Origin of the sequence: Verminephrobacter eiseniae EF01-2, from assembly GCF_000015565.1 — a bacterium.
Classification (GTDB): Bacteria; Pseudomonadota; Gammaproteobacteria; order Burkholderiales; family Burkholderiaceae_C; genus Acidovorax; species Acidovorax eiseniae.
Map to the genome: position 1 here is coordinate 2,863,129 of NC_008786.1, position 20,131 is coordinate 2,883,259.

The 20,131-nt window shown below is 61.4% G+C and carries 20 protein-coding genes; 14 read left to right on the top strand and 6 right to left on the bottom strand.

Translation table 11 applies throughout. The features are described from left to right. Positions 1–3: 3 nt before the first annotated feature. The 4 genes from VEIS_RS12350 to VEIS_RS12360 are packed head-to-tail and all read right to left on the bottom strand — an operon-like array spanning position 4 to position 2,361. Complete coding sequence (locus tag VEIS_RS12350) at positions 4–624, bottom strand: hypothetical protein (protein WP_011810278.1); 621 nt, start codon at positions 622–624, stop codon at positions 4–6. A 6-nt stretch (positions 625–630) separates the two neighbouring features. Beyond that, positions 631–1,020 (bottom strand): thioesterase family protein, encoded by a 390-nt coding sequence (locus tag VEIS_RS26210; RefSeq protein ID WP_198137856.1) that lies wholly within the window; start codon positions 1,018–1,020, stop codon positions 631–633. A 26-nt stretch (positions 1,021–1,046) separates the two neighbouring features. Further along, positions 1,047–1,415 (bottom strand): hypothetical protein, encoded by a 369-nt coding sequence (locus VEIS_RS12355; RefSeq protein WP_011810280.1) that lies wholly within the window; start codon positions 1,413–1,415, stop codon positions 1,047–1,049. Next, a complete protein-coding gene (locus tag VEIS_RS12360) occupies positions 1,390–2,361 on the bottom strand; it encodes an IS481 family transposase (protein ID WP_011810281.1) in 972 nt (323 codons plus the stop codon). Before VEIS_RS12360 ends, VEIS_RS12355 begins: the two co-directional genes overlap by 26 nt. Positions 2,362–3,260: 899 nt before the next feature. Between VEIS_RS12360 and VEIS_RS28715 the strand changes: the two genes are divergently transcribed. The 14 genes from VEIS_RS28715 to corA all read left to right on the top strand — a co-directional run bounded on the left by VEIS_RS28715 (position 3,261) and on the right by corA (position 17,800). After that, positions 3,261–4,703, top strand: a complete 1,443-nt coding sequence (locus VEIS_RS28715) for a beta-ketoacyl synthase N-terminal-like domain-containing protein (protein WP_198137857.1) — start codon at positions 3,261–3,263, stop codon at positions 4,701–4,703. Further along, positions 4,700–5,989, top strand: a complete 1,290-nt coding sequence (locus VEIS_RS12370) for a beta-ketoacyl synthase N-terminal-like domain-containing protein (protein WP_011810283.1) — start codon at positions 4,700–4,702, stop codon at positions 5,987–5,989. The genes VEIS_RS28715 and VEIS_RS12370 overlap by 4 nt, the downstream gene beginning before the upstream one ends. Then, complete coding sequence (locus VEIS_RS12375) at positions 5,986–7,050, top strand: hypothetical protein (RefSeq protein ID WP_011810284.1); 1,065 nt, start codon at positions 5,986–5,988, stop codon at positions 7,048–7,050. The genes VEIS_RS12370 and VEIS_RS12375 overlap by 4 nt, the downstream gene beginning before the upstream one ends. Before the next feature lie 36 nt (positions 7,051–7,086). Next, positions 7,087–7,827 (top strand): hypothetical protein, encoded by a 741-nt coding sequence (locus tag VEIS_RS12380; protein ID WP_041950000.1) that lies wholly within the window; start codon positions 7,087–7,089, stop codon positions 7,825–7,827. Next, on the top strand, positions 7,811–8,536 hold the full coding sequence (locus VEIS_RS12385; protein WP_011810286.1) for an ABC transporter ATP-binding protein: 726 nt from the start codon (positions 7,811–7,813) through the stop codon (positions 8,534–8,536). The genes VEIS_RS12380 and VEIS_RS12385 overlap by 17 nt, the downstream gene beginning before the upstream one ends. 85 nt (positions 8,537–8,621) lie before the next feature. Further along, positions 8,622–9,272: a hypothetical protein gene (locus VEIS_RS24750; protein WP_157048497.1), complete on the top strand. Its 651-nt coding sequence runs from the start codon at positions 8,622–8,624 to the stop codon at positions 9,270–9,272. Next, positions 9,269–10,594: an ABC transporter permease gene (locus tag VEIS_RS12395; RefSeq protein WP_011810288.1), complete on the top strand. Its 1,326-nt coding sequence runs from the start codon at positions 9,269–9,271 to the stop codon at positions 10,592–10,594. Before VEIS_RS24750 ends, VEIS_RS12395 begins: the two co-directional genes overlap by 4 nt. Positions 10,595–10,624: 30 nt before the next feature. Then, on the top strand, positions 10,625–11,386 hold the full coding sequence (locus tag VEIS_RS12400) for an SDR family oxidoreductase (RefSeq protein ID WP_011810289.1): 762 nt from the start codon (positions 10,625–10,627) through the stop codon (positions 11,384–11,386). Next, positions 11,386–12,243 carry an outer membrane lipoprotein-sorting protein gene (locus tag VEIS_RS12405; protein ID WP_157048498.1) on the top strand — a complete coding sequence of 286 codons (858 nt, stop codon included), beginning with the start codon at positions 11,386–11,388 and terminating at the stop codon, positions 12,241–12,243. The genes VEIS_RS12400 and VEIS_RS12405 overlap by 1 nt, the downstream gene beginning before the upstream one ends. Positions 12,244–12,278: 35 nt before the next feature. After that, entirely contained in the window at positions 12,279–13,784 is a 1,506-nt protein-coding gene (locus VEIS_RS30530; protein WP_232287676.1) for a hypothetical protein, read from the top strand. 33 nt (positions 13,785–13,817) lie between these two features. Further along, complete coding sequence (locus VEIS_RS12415) at positions 13,818–14,765, top strand: ACP S-malonyltransferase (protein WP_011810292.1); 948 nt, start codon at positions 13,818–13,820, stop codon at positions 14,763–14,765. Next, positions 14,759–15,826: a hypothetical protein gene (locus VEIS_RS12420; RefSeq protein WP_011810293.1), complete on the top strand. Its 1,068-nt coding sequence runs from the start codon at positions 14,759–14,761 to the stop codon at positions 15,824–15,826. The genes VEIS_RS12415 and VEIS_RS12420 overlap by 7 nt, the downstream gene beginning before the upstream one ends. Positions 15,827–15,828: 2 nt before the next feature. Beyond that, positions 15,829–16,224, top strand: a complete 396-nt coding sequence (acpS, locus tag VEIS_RS12425; RefSeq protein ID WP_011810294.1) for a holo-ACP synthase — start codon at positions 15,829–15,831, stop codon at positions 16,222–16,224. Positions 16,225–16,813: 589 nt separating this feature from the next. Continuing rightward, complete coding sequence (gene corA / locus VEIS_RS12430; protein ID WP_011810296.1) at positions 16,814–17,800, top strand: magnesium/cobalt transporter CorA; 987 nt, start codon at positions 16,814–16,816, stop codon at positions 17,798–17,800. Positions 17,801–18,195: 395 nt separating this feature from the next. Here corA and VEIS_RS12435 read toward each other — a convergent pair whose 3' ends face one another. Together VEIS_RS12435 and VEIS_RS28720 are read right to left on the bottom strand one after the other, a co-directional pair. Continuing rightward, entirely contained in the window at positions 18,196–19,875 is a 1,680-nt protein-coding gene (locus VEIS_RS12435) for a long-chain-fatty-acid--CoA ligase (protein ID WP_011810297.1), read from the bottom strand. After that, a complete protein-coding gene (locus VEIS_RS28720; protein ID WP_157048500.1) occupies positions 19,872–20,120 on the bottom strand; it encodes a hypothetical protein in 249 nt (82 codons plus the stop codon). The genes VEIS_RS12435 and VEIS_RS28720 overlap by 4 nt, the downstream gene beginning before the upstream one ends. Positions 20,121–20,131: the final 11 nt, after the last annotated feature.

Below are 20,131 nucleotides of genomic sequence, written 5' to 3' on the forward strand. Positions count from 1 at the left end.
GGTTTATTTTTCCCCCCAGATAGCATCTGCAGTTATCTTGTCCAGTGCTATCGCCGTCTTCAGTTGAATTGCAGCATTATCCGCTTGGTTATCCCGGTGCTCGTAGACAGCCAGCCAAGCGTAGACAGAGGCCTGATCCTGCGCCTTCATACTCTTGAATCCTGGTTGGGTAATTACATTTGTCAAATCACCCCGCGCCACCGAACCACGACCGAAGACCGCTGGAATGCGTGCGCTGGTAAGCGCCCGTACCATGCGCACTTCAAGTATCACGTCAGGATTGACCGGGGGCCGTGAGGCGATGTCTAGCGCCTGATCCATCATATCAATACCGTCTTTGAGGAAACTTAGCTTATTCCATGGCATCCAGGCGTCGCGCGCCCGCTGCGTAGCAAGGCTGCCTTTATAGACTAGCGCAATTGGATTTTTCGGCTTGGTTTTGACCATTTGTTCGGCCACACTGAAGGCCGCATCGAGCTTGCCAGGATCTTTCGCAGCTTCAGCAAAGACTTGGATGAGGTGTTTCAGGTCCGGGTCGGAATGCTCGCCATAAGCTTGCACAGCAGAGGATGCCAGTAGGCTAGCGCTAACGACGATGTTCATGATGAATTTCAAATGGGTCATAGGGTCTCACAAAGGTAAGAAAGGATGCTTAGAAAGGCGTTGAAATAGCTCATCAGGCATGGTTCGCAGATTTTTTCCATGGGCAGCTAGGCAAACCATCTTGGCAGCAACGGAGCACAGATGCACCTGACCATGCTCGATTCGGGTTTCCCACACAGAGTAGGCTTCGCGCAGTTGCCGAATAGCACAGCTCACGTGCAGCTTTTGACCAAGAAATGCGGGATGTTCATAGCTGGCATCAATTGCATGCACCACCAGCAAGCAATCGTATTCCCTTTCCAACGCTGAAAAAGACAACTCGGCGTCGAGTAGGAGTTGCTGACGACTGCGCTCGGCTTGCTCGATATAGCGTCCGTGATAGACCACACCGCCCGCGTCGGTGTCGGCATAACTCACCAGCCAGTTCGTGGTTGAGCGTTGAATCATGGCGCGACGAGCACAGCGGCGAAGTGGTCGCCACTCAAGGATGTATGAACGACCAGAGAGGGTTTGTCACCAGTCACCCCGCCCACCCTGCCACGCACCGCCTCACCAGCCAGACTCAGCAGGAGGGGTAGCAAAGCAGCAGTGGCATGACCATATATCTGGCTTGGATCAAGCTGCTGTGGCGTGCGCTCACCAAACACCGCCGACAACGCATTAATTTGTGCCTGCACCCGCTCTGGATCCTTTTCAGCAGCTAAACAGATACTGCCCACGGCGTCGGCATCTAGGTCCGCCTGCGCCAGAGCCCCCCGCATTGCGCGCGCTAGGCCATCGCCATCATTAGCTGTCGCATCCCGGACGATCATATGGCCTGTTGTGAAACAGATGCGGGTGCTGCTGATGCCACTCCTTCATGGCCTGCACAGGCGTCTTGCTGCCCAGCGCTGACTGCGGCAGTTGGCGGTTGTACAAGGCCACATAGCGTAGCAAGGTCTGCTCCATGTCCTCGCGGCTGTCGAACCTGTGGGTCTTGAGCACATCCGCTATGCGGCCATTGAACCTCTCGACCATGCCGTTGGTTCTCGGCGTCCTGGGCTTGGTCAGCCGATGCTCTATGCCCAGCGCCTGGCACAACGGGTCGAGCTCATGATTGCCACTGGCCTGGCGCTCGCCGTTGGCAAACAGTCGGTCGGTGAACTCCTTGCCGTTGTCGGTCTGCAACTTGTTGATCCTGATCGGGCAAGCCTTGTGCAATGCCTTCAGGAAGGCCTGTGCACTGGCGGCCGTCTTGTTGGCCTTGAGCTGCACGAACACCCATCGCGTGGCCCGGTCGATGGCGACGAACAGGTAGCGCCGGCGGCTCTCGTCGTGCATCTGGGGCAGGTATTTCACATCCATGTGCACGTAGCCCGGCTCGTAGCTCTTGAATGCCTGGTGGGTCACCGTAGGCCCCTGGGGCTTGAGGGCATCGAGGTTGCCCACCCCGTGGCGGCGCAGGCACCGGTCCAGCCCCGAGCGTGACACATCAGGGCAGAGGAACTCCCGCGTAACGGCCAGCAGGTCATCCAGGGGCAGCAGCAAGGTGCGCCGCAGGTGGACCACCACGGTCTCTTGTGCAGGCGTGAGCACGGTCTGCAGGCGATGGGCTGTGTGACAGCGGTCCCCAAAGACCTCGCGTTTCTTCCACTTGTAGACCGTCTGTTCGGTGATGCCATAGCGCTGGGCCAAGACACTGGCGGTCTGGCTACTGGCGGCTATCTCGGCACGCACGGCCGGCGTGGTGCGGGCGTTCTTGTGCAGGGCCATCGACATGGTTTGACACTCCCCGGGGTGGATTGCAGGGACTCTATCAGCTCCGGCAGGACTGCTCTGGCCATGAACAGTGGATAGCGTTTGGAGTCTATGCAATCGTCCGGGATGCTACGGGTAACGCCCGGATTGCACCAGGGTTTCGACAAAATCTTGCTGATGTTCACTGAGCACTACATTGCGTGTCGGCATGGGCGTCGGCCTCCAAAATGGAACAATCAGAGCATGGCAGCATTGGCATACTATGCCAATGAATCGAAGCAGTGGGCCGCAGAGGAAATGGTATGGACGCCTTCCCCCGCAAGGGCGAACCGGTTGAAAAATGACGCAAGCGCAGAACACGGCTTACCCACCGGGTGCTTCGCTCCAAGGGCCAGTCTGGTTGTCCCCGGGCTTGGCCCGGTGGACTTGCCAAACCTGAATGCTGTGTAGACGCATAATTTTGGCAAGAAGGCAGGGCAAAAAATATCATCATTCGTTCAAACCATAGTACAGTGTCGAAACGTTGCTTTGGATGCCACTCGTCGCCCCGTGTGGGATCTTGGGTTAAGGCTACGCTGAACAGGTACCGCGATGGTTGCGCGCCCGGAGTGGGGGAGCCGACGCAAGGCGCAAATCCTCGCCATGTGGGGATTTGCAACGCCGCAGACGTCCCCAATCCAGGAGGCGCGACGCGTGCAGACTTGTGACTTGTTCAGCGTAGCCTTGAAACTGTCAGTCGTAGGTGAGCCCTGTGGGCATGCTGCATTTGAGCCTGCCCACAGCGCGATTTTGGAATGGGATGCCATGAGCGTTCAGATCGAAGCCTTGTTCACCGCTACGCCGGGTCTTCTACAAAGGCCGAGATCGTTGCGCCCACGTCCTACAAGCCTCGCAACGTGGTAATCACAGGCGTGGGTGCCGTGTCCTCTGCGGGGTTCGGCCGGGCCGAGATGTTCGATAACATCCATGCGGGCGGGACGTTCTCCTCCAAGGTGTCTGTCGGTGGCACAGGGCTGGACGAGGATCAGAAGTTGAAATTTGCTGGCTGGCTCAGCAGAAGCCCCCAGTTGATCGAGACCTTGTCGAAGCTGCCATCGAACTCGTCGGGCGAGATCGAGTTGCGGGTTCACAGCATCGACGATGAGCAACTCAAGAAGCAGTTGAGAAATTCCAACGACAGAAAAGCCAGCAAGATCGGCAAGATTGCCTTGCTGGCAGTCGACATGGCCCTGTCCGACGGAGGCCGGAAAATCCGGCGCGACGGACAAGACATTGCCCTGATCTTCGGCATGTCGAAGGGCCCGCATTCCACGGTCGCGCGTTTCGTGAGCAGTCTACATCCCGACCCCAAGCACATCAGGACCCTGGACTTCCCAGGATCGCTCATGAATGCAGTGGCCACTTACTGCTCGATCTCGAAAGGCATTCGCGGTTACAACACGACGCTCGCCACTGGCTTCAATTCCGGCTTGGGCGCGTTGACCTATGGCTATGAGCTCATCCGTCAAGGCGTCCAGCCGCAGGCCATCGTTGGGGGGGCGGACGAGAGCTTCATCGGCACTTCGACCTTGCTTGCCGACCCCAACAATCAAGTCAACTACGACCTGGCGGAGGACGCCTTCAAGACCTACGGCCGCGATCACGGCGGCCTTCATGTGGGAGAGGGCGCCTGCATGGTGCTCCTCGAGGACGAGGAAGTGGCCCGGCAGCGAGGCGCCAAGGTCCTCGGGCGGCTGCTAGTGTCGCGTCACCGATCATCTGTCGGTCTGCGCTGGCCATCGAAGCGCATCGCGGCGTTGCATCGCTTGCCAATACGCTCGGTATTGGCTGCGCGATGCGCCTTGCGCTGCGCTCCGATGGCTGCGCGCAGCCTACGACATCTGATCCGTGACGCGACACTAGGGTATGGCGTGTCGAACGACGTCTCGTACTTCCGGGGCGAAGACGAGGATGCGTCGCCGAAGATGATGGAACGGGCGATTCGGCAAGCGCTGGTCGAAGCCGCAGTCTCGCCCGATCAAGTGAACCTGCTGTGTGGTTCAAGCTGGGGCACCAAGAGCAGCAGCATGAAAGAGCTAGAAGCGATTCGCCGGGTCTTCGGCGAGCGCGCCTCCTCGATTCCTCTGATCAATCACAACGGATACTTCGGCTTTGTCGAATCTGCAGCCGCGCTGTTGAATCTGGCCATGGTGCTGACCTCCGCTGAGAGAGGGCAGATCCTTCCTCTGGGGCACACCAAGGACTTCTGCCAGGCCGGGTTCGATTTCGTCACGGACAAGCGCCCGCACAAGTTCTCGAAAGCCCTGTTGATGGGTGCCACAGAGGGTGGTGGGAACTACGCCGTCGTCCTGGGGACAGAATGACATCGTCCATTGCCGCCAGTAATGTTCACATCGCAGGGTTTGGCGTCGAGACAGGCCTGGGCTTCGGTCATGCCCGCCTGCTACAGTCGATCGAGAACAGTGAATCGGCTGCAAGGCGGGGCTTCTTCGGCAAGCCCTTCGAGGCGGGCATGGCCGGCTTCGGCTTCAATCCCCAGGTCGTGTCGCTCTCCGCCCCCGCCAAGAAGTCCAATGGCGGATACCACCAGGCACTCGCCAAGGACGTGGCCGGCATCACGCGGAAGGTGATCGTCGATGCCCTGGACAGTGCGTCGATCCCCACCGACTCCCTGACGCACAAGCGAGTCTGCGTCTTTTACGGCGGACCGGGCATGCTGCCGGAGATCGCCAACTTTCTGCCCTACATCCGAAGGAACGACAAGAACGACATCTCGTTTCACCGGGGCATTCGCAACCTCACCTTCGAGAACCACAATCAGGACGCGGTCGCCCGGCTGCTGCGCGATGGACTTGGCCTGAGGGAGCGACCCATCTCGGTATATTCGGCGAGCTGCTCCAGCTTCGCCGCAGCCTACTTGGCGTATTGCTCTGTCAAGTCGCACACATGCGACTTGGCGATCGCCGTTTCTTTCCAGCATGTCTCCCTGTTCGACCTCATGTTCATGAACGGCTTTGGCGGTGTCGCTGCCGGAAGATCCGGCCCCTTCTCGGCGAACGGAGAAGGGACAGTCCTGGGCGATGGCGCATGCGCCATGGTACTGGAATCCCCGGCTCACCTTCACGCCAGAAAGGGCACGCCCTACGCCTCGATGGACAGCATGGTCATGCGCCAGAGCGCGGGCACCGTGAGCCGCAGCACGACATTCACGCCGGACTTCCGAGTCATCGGTCGGACGATCGCCAAGGCGATGGAAGACGCCAACGGCCTCGGCGCGAACGACATCGCCTGCGTCTTCCCGCATGGCAACGGGATACGTTCCAGCGACCGCTCCGAGGCTTTGGCGCTTCAAAAAGTCTGGGGAGCGCTGGACACGCCCGTCGTCTCCTACAAGGCCCAGATCGGCTACCTGATGGCTTCGAGCGCACTGGTCGACATGGCGCTCATGAGCGGATTCCTGGGCTCGGGTTCGCTACCTGCGTTCAAGTGCGAAGGAGAGGTCGATGCCGGCCTGGGCATCAACCTGCATGCCAACAAATCCGCGTACCGCTTGTCAGGCAACGCTGGCGTCAAGATCGGGCTTGGAATCGAAGGATCCGTCGGTGCCGCAGTCATCCGTTCCCTGCGTTGGCGGAGGCGCTCGCCATGACGACACCCATCGAAAGGCGCAATGACCACCCAGCGTCGGCGGGCGCCCGGCGCCTGGGCGTTTACGGCTTGTCGGTCGTCGAACCCGACCCTCGCCACATGAGCACGTTCAGTCCGAGTTGGTACAACGCCTGGGAAGCCAAGACCTACGTCCAGGCGTGCAAGAACCGCTCGAAGACCCAATGGTCCGTCGTTCGGTTCGGCGCCGGGGCGTCGGGCTCGGCCACGGCGCGCGAGATCTCGTCCGCGCTAGAGATTTCAAGCCAAGCGGCGTTGGAAGAAGGCCGCAAAAGCATCGAAACAGCCGGACGGCTGGGCAAGGAGAGGCTCGCGCTGCTGTATTTCGATTGCTGGGGGCATGCGTCCTACCTGGAATCGGCAGGCAGTTGGAAGGACAGCTTCAGCATCGATGTCATCCCCTGGAAGATTCTCAAGGAGCTCCAAGTGGGGGCGTTTTCCTGCAAGATCCGCTCGGGCCGGGGGGCGTTCGTGGACGGACTGAGGATCGCCTCCCACTTGCTGGCCGCAGACGCCGCTGATGCCGTGTTGATCGGCGGCCTCTTCAGGTTCCATCCCGTTCTCGGATTCTCTGCGGCCTCGGCCACGGCGAAGACCGAGAAGCGCTGGCTGGGGCGGCAAGGTGTCTACAAGGCACCGGTCATCGAACGGGTCGGATTCGCCCTGGTGGGACGGCCCCATTCGCACGATGCGGGCGTGCTCCATGCCACGGACTCCCCTTCAAGTCGTCTCTCGGCTGGATTCGGTGCTTCCGCAGTCGAGCTGAGTCAGCGGTTTGGTGAAACGGCCGCGCCAGTTTCTGCGGTGATCGGGGGGATTTCCCCGTCCTCGGCGCTGGCCGAACTGGAGGCCGAGGCTACGCTGCGGTTCAACCGCGACGCGGCCTACATCAATATCGTCGGCATGTATGGCGACAGCGGCGGCATCAACCCGCTGCTCGCGCTGTCCCACCAAAGGAAACTCCGCCTGCACAGCCCCGGCAACACGGCACTGCTGTGCATGGAGAGTGGGGAAGGCGATGTCCAAATGATTCTTCTGGAGTAGATGATGCGAAGACATGACTCATCCCACGGCCCGCGCATGGGCAGCTTTCTCGGGCGTGTAGTGCCAAGCCTTGCACTCGTCGGATCTCTCGCTCCGCTGCATGCTGCGCTAGCCGCCGACGCCGTGCCGCTCGACTTCACTGTCACGTACGAGATACTGTCCCCGTCGGGCGACAAGATCGGGTCCTACGCCGCCTCGGTCAGGGGCCCGGAGAGCCCGACGGGCTCGACCTACGAACTGTCCGGGAAGTTCGAACTGTCCTTCAAGAAGCTCATGCTTTTCAACTACGAGTACTCGTCCGTCGATTCCGCATCCCATGACGAAAGTGGGATCAAGAGCTACCAGATCGTGGAGATCGAAAATGGCAAGCGGACGCTGGTGACGGGAAGCAGGAGCTCCGACAAGGAACGGCTGCAGATCATCGAGAAGCTGGACCGAGACAGCGCAAAATATGCGTCCACCGTCGTCATGAATTCGACTTACGACTACAGCCTGTTCGCCTTCCGGTTCCCTTCGCTCTGCACGAACCATCCGATTGGAAGCACACGCGAACTGAGGATCCTGACGCCGAGGACCGGCCAAGTGTCTACGGTACGAAGCGAGTCGGTTGCGGTCGACGACCCGAAGAGCACCGCCAAGTGCCGCTTGATCACGCGGGACAAGTCGAACAAGGTCGTGAAGGAGTCCTATTTTCTGGCCGACGGGATCCTGGCCTTCGAGAAAACGCCCGACTACCAGATGCGACTGACAGGAGTGCAGCGTGGCAGCAGAAAATGAACGGCATGGTCTGGCACAGGCCAGGCCAATTCCTGTCGTGAGGCTGGCGGGAATCGAGAAGTCCTACCGGGCCGGACGGATCAATTTCATCGCCCTCGAGGACATCGACCTGGAGATCACGCGCGGCGAGTTCGTGGCGCTCTGCGGGCAGTCGGGCAGCGGAAAGAGCACCTTGCTCAACCTCGTTGGAGGGATCGACCACCCCACTTCGGGCAGTGTCCACTTTCTGGGCCAAGAATTGGCATCCATGGGGGACACGGACTTGTCCAGGCTGAGAGCGCGCGAGATCGGCTTCATCTTCCAGTTCTTCAACCTGCTTCCGGTGATGAGCGTGTTCGACAACGTCGCCTACCCGCTGATGCTGCTGGGCAAGGCCAAGTCACAGGCCAGGCACGATGTCTTCGCGATGCTGGAGCGCGTCGGCCTCAGGGACCATTGGCAGAAACGGCCGGCGGAGCTGTCGGGGGGCCAGCAGCAGCGCGTGGCCATCGCCCGGGCGTTGGTGAAGAAGCCCACCCTCATTGTGGCCGACGAGCCAACAGGCAACCTCGATTCGGAGACCGGGCTGTCCATCCTCGACCTCATGAAGGAGATCAACGCCGAGAGCAGCACCACCTTGCTGGTGTCCACCCATTCGGAATTCGTGAAAGACCGTGCATCGCGTGTCGTCGAGCTCAAGGACGGGAGAGTGATTCATGATAGCAAGTAGGCTCATGCTGGTTCCGGTGTGGTTCAGCTTCTCGCTGGCGACTCAGGCGAGTTGTCTGCAATCCGACCCTGCGCAGGTATCTGCCATGGCGCAGAAGAGCAAGGCCGCGATCAACACCCTCTACGAACATGAGAAAGCGAGGATCGGCGGCCAGCCCAGCCGCTCTCTCGTCCTGCTGGCGGTTCATCTGGCGTCCGAAGGCAAGCTGGACGCGCGGTCTGTCGAATACTTGAGCCGCTACGTGCAAGACCAGCCGGACGACCATTTCGCCAAGCTGTACGAAGGCTATGCCTGGGTGTTCAGTGCAGCGAAGTACGACAAAGAGAAAAACTACCTGCGTGCTGCCGAGTACCTCAAACGCGGTTTCTTCCTGATCGATGAGGCCGTCGATTCTGATCCGAAGAACTGGCGACTGCGTTACCTGCGGATGCGGATGGACGCCTTCGTTCCTTCGGAACTGGGAAGGTACGTGGTCGCATTGAAGGACGCTTCCCTCCTGACGGAGAACATCGACCAACTGCCCGCAGGGCTGCGGCCGTTCGTGTCCGTGCTGAGGTTGTCGGCCCTGGACAGGTCGGGCAAAACGGCTGTCGCTGCGAGCGACTACGCAGTCGTGCGCAAGCAGTTCCAGGGAACGCAGATGGCCGCCCTTTCGAGTCCCTGCGGCCTACAGACCTTTGTCGCGGACGAAGAGATCGACGCCTTGCTCAACTACGCGCTGAGGCACAACAAATGAACCACCTGCTCGCCTGGCTGGCCAACCTCATCGCCGTCTACGCCCTGATCCTCATCGGGTGGACAATCGTTCGCCGACCGACTGACCTGGCCTACGCCTTTTCCAATCTGTTCCGGCAAAAGCGTCGTTCGCTGGTCACGCTGAGCTCCATCGTACTGGGCGGCGTGGCAATCTTCCTGTTCGGCGGGTTCGTCGACTACTCGTTCTGGTCCTTGCGGGAGCAGACGATCCGCACGAACCTGGGCCATGTCCAGATCTACAAGAAGGGCTACCTGGCCAGCGGCGAGGCAACGCCGCTGAAATACGGGATCGCTGACTACGAAGGGATCCGCCGGATGTTGGTGGAGGACCCGATTCTGCAACCCCTGATCAAGACCGTCACCGGCCAGCTCGCGTTCTCCGGGATAGTCTCGAACTACGACAGTGGCGTTTCCACCTTCTACACGGCCGTGGGAATCGAGCCAGAAAGCTCCTTGCTGCTGGGCTCACTGGATCGTATCGTCTTGGGCAGCGACCTGTCCCGCGTCGACGACACGGGAGCGACGATCGGCGCTGGTTTGGCACGCGGGCTTGCCGTCAGCTACGACAGCCAGATCGACATGCTCGCCATCAACCCTGCGGGCGGCCAGAACGCGATGTCTGCCCATGTGCGTGGCGTCATGGAGTCGGGCATCAAGGACTACGACGACCGGGTTCTGAAAATGCCGCTCAAGACGGCCCAAACCCTACTGGAAACCAAAGAGGTGAGCAAGATCATTGTCCTGCTGAACGAGACCGACCGGACGGCGCAGGCGCAGGCGCGGATCGAGCGGGTGATCGAGGAGCGGGGGTTGCAGCTCGAGACGAGGCCGTGGAGCTCGCTCGCGGTCTTCTATGACCAGGTGGTCAACCTGTTCAATGGAATCTTCTTCTTCATCAAAACCATCGTCAGCACGATCGTGGTCTTCATGATCAGCAACACTATGATGATGAACGTCCTGGAGCGGACGCGGGAAATTGGCACGCTGCGGGCCATCGGGCTGACGGAGCGGGAGGTGTCCCGCCTTTTCCTGCTGGAGGGCGTGATCATGGGCTTCGTCGGAGCCGTCCTCAGCATTGCCGTGGGCATCGCACTGGCGGAGCTCATCAACATCAACGGCGTGCCTATGCCGCCTTCGCCGGGCTACTCGCGCGGTTACCTCGCCTTCATTCGCTGGACCGACGACTGGTCGCTGTTCTGGTTCAGCTCTGTCCTGGCCATCGTCACTGCCTTCGCGGCGTCGATCCTTCCCGCGCGAAGGGCCTCCAAGTTGGTGATCGCGCAAGCCTTTCGCCACAGCTAAGCGTCAAGGATCATTTGTTCTTTCATCACGATGGAAAGTAAGAATCAAGTTGTCTTCATCACGGGTTCGGGCCGTGGCATCGGCGAGGCCGTCGCCCGTTGGTTCATGGAACACGATTCGGATGTAGTCCTGAACTACCGGAAGGCCCATGGCAAGGGCGGCGCGAACATCGAACGCCTGGTGGCGTACGCCGGCAGCCGTGGCGTGCGTGCGATCCCGGCGATCGGTGACATCTCCGAGCCCCAGGATGTGGAGAAAATGTTCCGAGCCCTGAAGGATCAGGGCGTATCGCGCCTGGACCACTTGATTCTCAATGCGGCGGCGACGCCGTTCAAGCCATTTTCCGAGATGACGAGGAACGATTGGAGGCTGCTGGTGGGCACCAATCTGATCGGCAATGTCGCCTGCGTGAATCGGGCGACTGAACTCATGCCTCGGGGTGGCACCATCTGCGCCATTTCCAGCCTGGGCAGCCTGCGGCATCTTCCGAACTACCCGTTGGGCGTAATGAAGGCAGCGCTGGAGCAACTCATCCGATATCTCGAGATGGAACTGTGCCCGAGAGGCATCCGATCCAACGCGGTGTGTGCCGGCTTCGTCAACACCGACATGCTCCCAATCCTTCGGCAGAAGTGGCCTAACCTCTTTGAGCACTTGGAAAAGTCGGGCCGCCCCTACATCATCGAACCGAACGAGGTGGCCGAGGTGGTGGGGTTCCTGACCTCCAAGGCCGCCTCCGCCGTGCGCGGCGAAGTGCTTGTCGCGGACGCCGGCGTGTCCATTGGCATCTGATGGCCGACGACTTTTCAGGAGGAAGTATCTTGAATCACCGGTTCCTTTCGACGCTGCTCGGCCTGGCCCTGGCCGTCCCACTGCCTCTTGCGGCAGTGGCCGAGGAGCGCACAGACCCCTTGGCGCCCTACGCGTCGAAGATCACCCTCACCCCTGACCCCAAGGCGGCCGAGATCATCCGCGCAGCGGATCGGATCCGGTTCCCGGAGAAGCCGTTTCGCTACCTCCTGGACCTGGTCGAGATGAATGGCGAGACCGTGGTGACGCAGCAGCGGCTGGATGTCGCCATGCGGGTTTCCAAGCCGACGGGGGAGCGCCAGGGCGATGTCAAAGCGCTGGTTCGCTTTCTGGAGCCGCAGAAGGACCAGGGCAAGGCCCTGCTGTCCAACCTGGACAAACTGTGGTTCTACGACCCGCGCCTGAAGCGCCCCATCCCGATCGCACGGCAGCAGCGGCTCATCGGGCAGGTGTCCAACGGCGACATCGTTGCCGCCGATTTCGACCTGAGCTACGCCTCGGCGATCCTCGGCAAGGAGCCCTGCGGAATCGTCGAGTGTTACAAGATCGCGCTCGAACGCCGATGGCAGTTCGTGACCTACCCGAAAGTCACCTACTGGGTCGAAGTGGAAAGCAAGAGGCCTTTCAAGTCGGAGTTCATGTCGACCAACGACCTGATCCTGAAAACCGCTTTCTACAAGGACTACAAATCGGCTTTGGGGCGTGACCGACCGAGCGAGATCGTCATCGTCGACGCGCTCCAGAAGAACCACTTCACGAGGATGATCTATTCTGGCGCCCGGTTCGAGGACACGCCCGATGTCTATTTCCAGCGCGAGTACCTGGAGAGGCTCCGGTGAAAACTGCGGCATCCTCGCTTCGACCAGCAGCACTAGTGTCGCGTCACCGATCATCTGTCGGTCTGCGCTGGCCATCGAAGCGCATCGCGGCGTTGCATCGCTTGCCAATACGCTCGGTATGGGCTGCGCGATGCGCCTTGCGCTGCGCTCCGATGGCTGCGCGCAGCCTACGACATCTGATCGGTGACACGACACTAGCTTCTTGGCTGCTGTTCCTCGCGTCGGGAATAGCCCTTGCGGACTGCGACAATCGATTCAGCGGCGCGGTGGAGGCTTCGAAGCAGCAGTTCGAACCGGCTCCGATGAATTACCTCGGCCAACAGCTCGTGTCGAAGGGATCGCTGAATACCGCCTGGAGCCTCGATCAAGGATGCAGCTTCGGCGACGGATACAAGACGAGGCTGAAGGCCATGGTGAACGGATCGGCCTCCAGCGGCCATGCAGGCGCGGAGCAGGCATCGTCCCGCAGGTGGGCTCGTATCTATCTGAACGAAGCCTACCTCACGGTTCCGGTGCCAGGCGAAGTGCTGATCGACCTTGGAAAAAAGGACATCACCAATGGATACCTGCTCTTCCTAAGCCCGATGGATGTGCTGCGCAGACCGATGGGTCGACCTCCATACGGCGTGATCAACGAGGCCGGCCCGTCGTGGCGTTCCTCCTACCGCGAGGGAAGCGTAGGCATCGATGCCACCAGATTCCTGGATGGGGGCTCCATCGAACTGGCCGCCTTCCCGGCGCTGGGCGGCTCCCCGGGCGACCAACCCGTCGCGAATTGGAGTTCCCTGCAACGCAGCAACGACAGCGCAATGGTCTATGCGGCCTACAGCGCGAATCTGTGGAAATCGTTCAATCCAAAGCTGGTGGCGCTGTCCACTTCCGGGCGACATGTCTTGGGGGCCGGTGTCAGCGACGTTCTGGCGGAGGGCGTGGTCTTCACCATGGAATACGCCCACGCCAGTCGCAGCCAAGTGCATCGGTTGTCGGAGCAGGCGGCCGACACCTTGATTTCGGGCGGCTTTCCGTCCGGCTCCAGCGTCCTGGAGCGAACGCCGAGAGGCAGTAACCAGTTGGCCGCAGGTGTGCGGATCAACGGCCCGCAGAAGACAACGCTGATCGGGGAGTTCTACTACCAGTCCGATGGCTACGCGAAATCCGACTGGGACAGGTACTTCCGTTTCACCAACTTCGCGCTCGCCGCCCACAGGGCCTCGGGATTTCAGCCCTACCTCGACTACCAACGTCTACTGCTTTCGGCGGCCGACTCGGACGGCAGCAGAAACTTGCTTCTCGGCCGGGCCTACCTGACCCTGGGCGCGGAACACTCTGCACAGGGCGATGAACGCATTGGCTGGCATGCATCGGTGCTGCGCAACGCAAACGACAGGAGTTCACTGCTGAACCTGCACCTGACGTATCTGGTCGCGCCGGGGTCGCAGCTGTACCTCGGGGGCAGGTGGATGTCAGGCGGCGAACGCAGTGAATTCGGACGGTTCGGGCAGTCGCCCTTGCTATATTTCGGGCTGAAATTCTCTCTATGAACAAGGGAGGCACTTGTGGATTCATGGGTTGTGATGTTCACTGGCCAAGGGGCCCAGCGGGTCGGGATGGGTTCGGACGTGGATGAAGCAGCGAAAAGCAAGGCGGTCTGGGACTGTGCTTGCGACATCTCCGGGTTCGACGTCCGCCGCATGTGCTGGAAAGGCCCGATGGGCAAGCTCTCGGAGACCCGGTACCAGCAAGTCGCGGTGACCGCAGTCAACCTCGCGAGCTACTACGCACTGAAGGCTTCACGCCTGCTGCCGGAGGACTCGGTCTTCATCGGCCACAGCGTCGGCGAGTACTCGGCACTACACGCAAGCGGGGCGCTCGACTTGGAGCAGACCTTCAAGGCCGTGAACGCACGCGCGATCGGCATGCAGACGCAGGCCGAGCAGACCAAGGGGGCGATGTATGCGGTCAAGGGCGGCTCGATCGTTCAGGTCAACGACGTCATCGACGCTATGGGGTTGCACGGGCAAGTAGTGATCGCCAATGACAACTCGCCACTCCAAGTGGTCATCGCGGGCAACTCGGGCATTGTGAAGCAGGTGGGCGCGGAGCTCTCGGGGCGTCGCCTCCCGACAGTCAGGCTCGCGGTGAATGGCGCCTGGCATAGCCCGCTGATGGCCGGGATGCTGCCGGAATACGGCAGCCTGCTGAGGAGCCTGGACATCAGGATGCCTTCGTCGCAGATTCTTATGAACCGCTCGGCGCAGGAGCCGCTGTCCCCGCAAGAGATCCGGGACAACCTGACTTACCATGTCGTGGAGACGGTCCGGTGGCGGGAGACCGTCGAGAAACTGCTTCAGCGCAACAAGGCCCGCTTCCTGGAGGTGGGGCCGCGCAAGGTGCTTTGCGCGCTAGTGTCAGATTGCGGCAGCCTGGGCTCCCAGGCGCAGACTACCCATTGCAGCCAGATGCTGAGGAGCTTGCCCAGTCACCTGCCCGCGCCACGCTTGCAAGAGGCCCCCGCATGCTGACTTCATTCGGACGATATCGGCTCAGCTACGCTGTCAGCCTCTTCCTCGCTATCTCCATCCTCGGCGCCTTGCTAATGTTCGGGTTCGCCAGGAATGCCGGGTACACCCAGACTGATCTGACGTTCGCCATGACGATGATCATCTGCGGCGTAACGTATGCCACCGTCCGCGATGCGGCGGGAGCATTCGCCTATGCGGTGGAGTCGTCGAAGTTCTACCGGGACGAAGCGGACTTCGCGTTGCTGAAGTCCTATGCCTGCGGCTGGCGACGGGTGGCTGCCCTATTGGCCAGACCGATGCCGTCGACCCTCCTGATTGCCGCGTCATTCCTCGGCCTGCAATTCCTGGCCACCCGGCGGCTGGCGGCAGATTCGGAGCCGAACCTGCAAGCCGCAGTCCTCTTTGTCGCCGTCCTCTTTCCATTCGCGCTGTCCTTGCTGGTTCATTTCCTTTCACCCGTGTTCGTCGGGTGGAAGGATTTGGACATGCGCAAGATGCCACCCATGCCCCAGGGCGAGGGCTCAGTGGCCAAGCTCATGCGCAAGATCGCCGTGGCGGACTTGCTCATCACCATGCTGATCAATGTGGCGCTCGTAATGCCCGTCCGCCACAACCCTGATTTCCATCCGTCACTCGGGTATGGCTCCGTGGAGTTCGTGGCGGCCGCGCTCATCCTGGCCATGATAGTCGGCACGCTGTCTCTGCTGAGTGCCTGGCGGACGCGCGTCTATGCCTGCTCGGGCGACCTGTACCGGTTGCGGGCCATCGACTTGACATGGACGCCCCTCTCCCAAGTCACCGGTAACCGGTGGGTGCGCTGGGTCCGCTACAGCCTCTTGATTGGCGGCTTCACCATCGTGGCGTGCCTCCTGTTGGGTGCGCTGTACGAGACGGCACCCATCCAGATCGTGCTGGTGCTCCTGCTGCTTCCGGTGGCGATTATGTTCCGGGTCGAGCGCAACGCCGTGCTGACCTCGAACTTCCGTGACGCCTCGCAACTCGTCGCTGAATTCCCTGCGCGCATGCCGATTTCTGAGCGGATCGATCTGGTCAGGCCATAGTGATGCATATCGGAATCGACATAGTCGAAGTGCCGCGGATTGCGAAGGCGCTGAACCGGGGTGACAAGGGCTTTCTGAACGCGGTCTACACGGCCGGGGAAGCTGCTCACATCGAGCAAGCTCACGCCGGTGACGTGCGCGCTGCCGGCATATGGGCCGCCAAGGAGGCAGTCGTCAAGGCCTTCGGGGTCGGATTTTCCGAAGGCGTAACCTTCCGCGATGTGGAGGTGCGATACACCGCCACCGGTCAACCCCAGGCCGTCTTGTCGGGCAAGCTCGCTTCTTTGGCCGTGGACCGATCCCTGCAAGTGCTGTCCATCAGCATTTCCCACACTGAGAATTACGCAGCAGCGACGGCTTTGGTCGGGCCGGTATCGGCTGAGGTGCGACCCGTATGACGCTACTCGTCTCGGACTTGTGGACGATGAATGATTTCCCTGGCAGATCAAGCAGCGAGGTGCTGACCGGTTGCCGCACTGGCCTGCGGCATGGCAGTCTTGACGGCCTTGGCGTTGGTTTTCGGGGCTGGCCGGAGTGCCGGGCATCATCCCTTGGGCGGGCGCTTGGGCTGTGTGGCCGGCTTGCCGGCAGGTGTCGAGGCGGCCCGCAGGGCGGCGTTGTGCGTCTTTACGGCCTGGATCTCGCTGCGCAGTTGCGCTGCCTCCTCGCGGGCCGCTGCGGCGGCTTCGCGGGACTCGTCGCGCCCGCCTTCGTCATGCGCTCGGCGCTACGGTGGGCTTTCTCGGCTGCGCGCTTGCATTGCTCGACATGCTGCCGCAGGCGCCGCCGAAAGCATCGTCACCACAAAAAGGCGGGAAAACCCGCGTCGCGGAATGCGATAATCCGACGCTTGCTTATTTCTTGTTACGGAGAAAGCTCCTTGGAAACCTACCCGAGTCGGTAGCTTTCAGCTCCCTGGCCTGCCTGGGGGTTGAAAGCAACCCATGACCCCCCCACCGCAAACGCACGCAACAAAGGCAGTGAGCCATGCTCAATATCTTCACGCTCGTCAATGGCCGGCTGTTCCAGGAAGAAATCGAATCCCTGGAAGAACTGACCCGCTTCCAGCCGATCTGGGTCGACCTGCAAGCCCCTACCGTTGAAGAAAAACGCTGGATCGAGCAGCACTACAACTTGTCGATCCCCGACAACGCGATGGACGATGACATCGAGGAGTCCGCCCGCTTCTACGAAGAAGACAACGGCGAGATGCACATCCGCAGCGACTTCCTGATCGACGACGATGCAGACCCGCGCTCGGTGCGGGTGGCCTTCATCCTGAACCAGCACAACGCCCAGTTGAAAAGCCAGGGCGTGTTGTTTTCGATCCACGACGAGGATGTGCCCGTGTTTCGCCTGCTGCGCATGCGCGCGCGCCGCGCACCCGGCCTGATCGAGGATGCCAAGGAGGTGCTGCTCAAGCTGTTCGATGCCGACGCCGAGTATTCGGCCGACACGCTGGAGAACATCTACGACGAGTTGGAAAAAGCCAGCCGGCAGGTGCTGGCCGGCGGCGTGACCGACGCCCTCGCCGGCGCAGTGCTGGCCGCCATTGCCCGCCAGGAAGACCTGAACGGTCGCATCCGGCGCAACGTGATGGACACCCGCCGCGCCGTCAGTTTCATGATGCGCAGCAAGATGCTCAATGCCGGGCAGTTCGAGCAAGCGCGACAAATCCTGCGTGACATCGAGTCGCTGGACAACCACACGGCCTTCCTGTTCGAGAAGATCAACTTCCTGATGGCCGCCACGGTCGGTTTCATCAACATCAACCAGAACAAGATCATCAAGATCTTCTCGGTAGCCAGCGTCGCGCTGCTGCCCCCCACGCTGATCGCCAGCGTGTACGGCATGAATTTCAAGTTCATGCCCGAACTCGATTGGGTGCTGGGCTACCCCTATGCCGTGCTGCTGATGCTGCTCAGCGCACTCGGCCCGATGTGGTACTTTCGCCGGCGCGGTTGGTTGAAGTGACCCCCGCCCCCCGGGTCGCGCCTGCGGTGCCCGTCCGTCAAAGAGCGGCGCCTGCGGCCCGGAAAGGCCGGCTCCGCCGCGTCCTTGGGTCGGCTCAAAGAATGCGGCCAAAGAATGCAGCTGTCGTGCAAACGCTGCTGACCCATGGTGCCCCAACTGGCAGCAGGCGCTGAAAGACTATGCGCTGGCTGCCATCGATTCAATGGCATTTGCAGGGCAGGGGGGTAGCGCAGTCAGTCGAAGGCCGGCTTTGCCGCGTGCTTTTGTCGGCAATCACCCCGGGCTTTGGCATCCATGATGGCCAGCGCCGTATTTTTGCCCGGCCCATGGGCCCATGGCGGGCCGCCCTGCTGGACGAGGCTGTGGCACTGAACGCTGCGATACCGGGGGGGAATTCAATGCTTGTCGCGCAACTCGCGCCGCAGGATCTTGCCCACCGGCGTCTTGGGCAATTCGGCGCGGAACTCGATCACCTTGGGCTGCTTGTAGCCCGTCAGTTCATGGCGGCAGAACTCGCGCACCTGGGCCTCGGTCAGGTCCGGCGACTTCTTCACGATCACCAGTTTGACGGCTTCACCGGTTTTCTCATCCGGCACCCCGACCACGGCGCATTCGAGCACGCCGGGGCAGTTCGCCACGACGCCTTCGACCTCGTTGGGATAGACGTTGAAACCGCTGACCAGCACCATGTCCTTTTTGCGGTCGACGATCTTGAAGAAGCCGCGCTCGTCCGTCACGCCGATGTCGCCGGACTTGAAGTAGCCGTCTTCGGTCATGGCCTTGGCGGTTTCGTCCGGGCGCTGCCAGTAGCCGGCCATCAGTTGCGGGCCCTTGATGGCGATCTCTCCGGGCTGGTTCGGTTGCGTCACTGGCTTGCCGTTGTCGTCGATCAGCTTCATCCAGGTGCTCGGGATCGGCACGCCGATGGTGCCGCTGAACTCGGTCGCCGTCACCGGGTTGCAGCAGACCGAGGGGCTGGTCTCCGACAAGCCATAGCCTTCGCAGATCGGGCAGCCCGTCTTTTGCAACCACAGTTGGGCCACTGCGCCCTGCACCGCCGCGCCGCCGCCCAACGAGACCTTGAGGTTGCTCCAGTCGACGGTGCCGAAGTCCGGGTGGTTGGCCAGCGCGTTGAACAAGGTGTTGACGGCCGGGAAGCTGTGAAAGCGGTGCTTGGACAGTTCCTTGAGCACGGCCGGCAGGTCACGCGGATTGGGGATCAGGATGGTCTTGCCGCCGGTGCGCAGCGACAGCATCATGTTCACGGTGAACGCGAAGATGTGGTAGAGCGGCAGCGCGCAGACGTTGGTGGGCTGCTCGCCAGCGGGCAGCTTTTTCATCACCGGGTCGTTCCAGGCCTCGGACTGCAGCACATTGGCGATCACGTTGCGGTGCAGCAGCACCGCCCCCTTGCTCACACCCGTGGTGCCGCCGGTGTATTGCAGCAGCGCGATGTCCTCGGGCGTGATGCCGGGCTTTTTCAGCGTGCCGCGCGCGCCCTGCGCCACGGCGTCGTTGAAACGCACGGCCGCCGGCAGGTGGTAGGCGGGCACCATTTTCTTGAGCTTGCGCACCACGTAGTTGACCAGCGCGCCCTTGAGCAGGCCGAGTTGATCGCCCATGGCGCACAGCACCACATGCTTGACGGACGTGTGGGCGAGGCATTGCTGCAGCGTGTTCGCGAAGTTCTCGATCAGCACGATGGCCTTGGCGCCCGAATCCTTGAGCTGATGCTCCAGTTCACGCGGCGTGTACAGCGGGTTCACATTGACCACCACCAATCCTGCGCGCAACACGGCGGCCACCGCCACGGGGTATTGCGGCACATTGGGCATCATGATCGCCACCCGGTCGCCTTTGGCCAGGCCCAGGCTTTGCAAGTAGGCCGCCAGCGCGCTGCTGAGCGTGTCGGTCTCGGCGTAGCTCACGTCCCTGCCCATGAAGCTGTAGGCCACACGGTCGGCGTGTTTTCTGAACGCCTCGTCCATCAGTGCGACCAGGGACGGGTACTGTGTGGCGTCGATATCGGCGGGCACGCCCTGCGGATAGACGGCTAGCCAAGGGCGATCGGTCATGCGGGACTCTCCAGATTTTTCACTGCAACGCAGCCTTGGCATTGTCCCTGCCGCCATCGGCTCTGCGGGTCTGTAGTTTCCCCTAGTGTCGCGTCACCGATCATCTGTCGGTCTGCGCTGGCCATCGAAGCGCATCGCGGCGTTGCATCGCTTGCCAATACGCTCGGTATTGGCTGCGCGATGCGCCTTGCGCTGCGCTCCGATGGCTGCGCGCAGCCTACGACATCTGATCCGTGACGCGACACTAGTGGGCCGT